Genomic DNA, 1,139 nt, shown 5'->3' with positions numbered 1-1,139 from the left:
GCCCTGCACTACTCATCATGGTCTGGCCCTCCCAGCGGCTGGCTTGGCTGACAACTAGGCAACTTCAGAAGGGAGTTGCGCGGTACCGTGATCAGGGGTGTCGAAGGGTGTCGTTTCCGTTACCTCGGCCAGGGGGCGCTGCATGACGAACGATCGGCTTGCGAGTTGGCTCGACCGCTCAGGACTGAGTCGTGGCGAGTTGGCGCGACGCGTGAAGGCCAAGGCGTTGCTGTGGAACGAGCCCCATGTCGCCACCAGCACGACGCGGGTCCGCTTCTGGATCGAAGGACAGATTCCGCGCCAGCCGTTACCTGACATCATCGCGGCGGTCTTCTCGGATCACTTCGGATACCGGGTCACAACGTATGATCTCGGACTCGGGGAAGGCGCGGGCGCTGAACGCGCGCTCGTGTACAACTCTTCCTACGCGGCTACCGTGGAGGTTGTCGCAGACCTCGGGAGAGCTGACGTGGATCGACGTAACTTCCTTGCAGGCGTGCCGTTCGCAGCCCTTGCCGGCATAGGGCCATCGCGCGACTGGCTGATGAACACCCTCGACCAGAGTCCAGAGCCCGGCCCCCGCGTACGTCTTGAGGACGTGACGGCGGTGAAGAACATGTTCGGCGAGTTCCAGAAGATGGACGTACTTCAAGGAGGCGGTTCCGGTCGCCTGATCCTCGCCGAGTACATGAACCAGCACGTCTATCCTCTGCTCCATCGCACCTACAGCGATGATGTGCGACGGGCACTTTGCGAAGCGGCGGCCGAGCAGACATACCTTCTCGGATGGATGGCCTACGACAACGGCGAACACGGCGTAGCCCAGCGGTATCTGATCCAGTCCTTGCGTCTCGCGGAGGAATCCGGCAACGCGGCCTTGGGCTCGCACGTGCTCGCGGGTATGGCCGACCAGGCGACCCTTCTCGGAGATCCCGCCGAAGGACGGCGCCTGACCCAGGCGGGGCGTCTCGGACTGACCCACGCGAACTCGCCGGCCTGCCTCGCGGATCTCTGGTGCCTGGAGGCGCGTGCGCTCGCACTGCTCGGAGACAAGATCGCGGCGGCTCGCGCCGTGGTCGAGTCGGAGAAGGCGTACGCGAACGCGCGGCTGGATGAGGAGCCGGAGTGGGCGGCGTTCA

General features: G+C 64.5%; 1 protein-coding gene. It reads left to right on the top strand.

From position 1 onward, the window contains the following. Window positions 1-142: 142 nt before the first annotated feature. Window positions 143-1,139: transcriptional regulator (locus AB0E98_RS33855; protein WP_361710346.1), on the top strand; the 997-nt coding region annotated here is incomplete at its 3' end.

The organism is Streptomyces sp. NPDC037389 (assembly GCF_040636475.1).
In the GTDB taxonomy this organism is placed as follows: domain Bacteria; phylum Actinomycetota; class Actinomycetes; order Streptomycetales; family Streptomycetaceae; genus Streptomyces; species Streptomyces hesseae.
The sequence above is the reverse complement of the archived record's forward strand: the minus strand, read 5'-3'. Positions and strand labels throughout refer to the sequence as shown.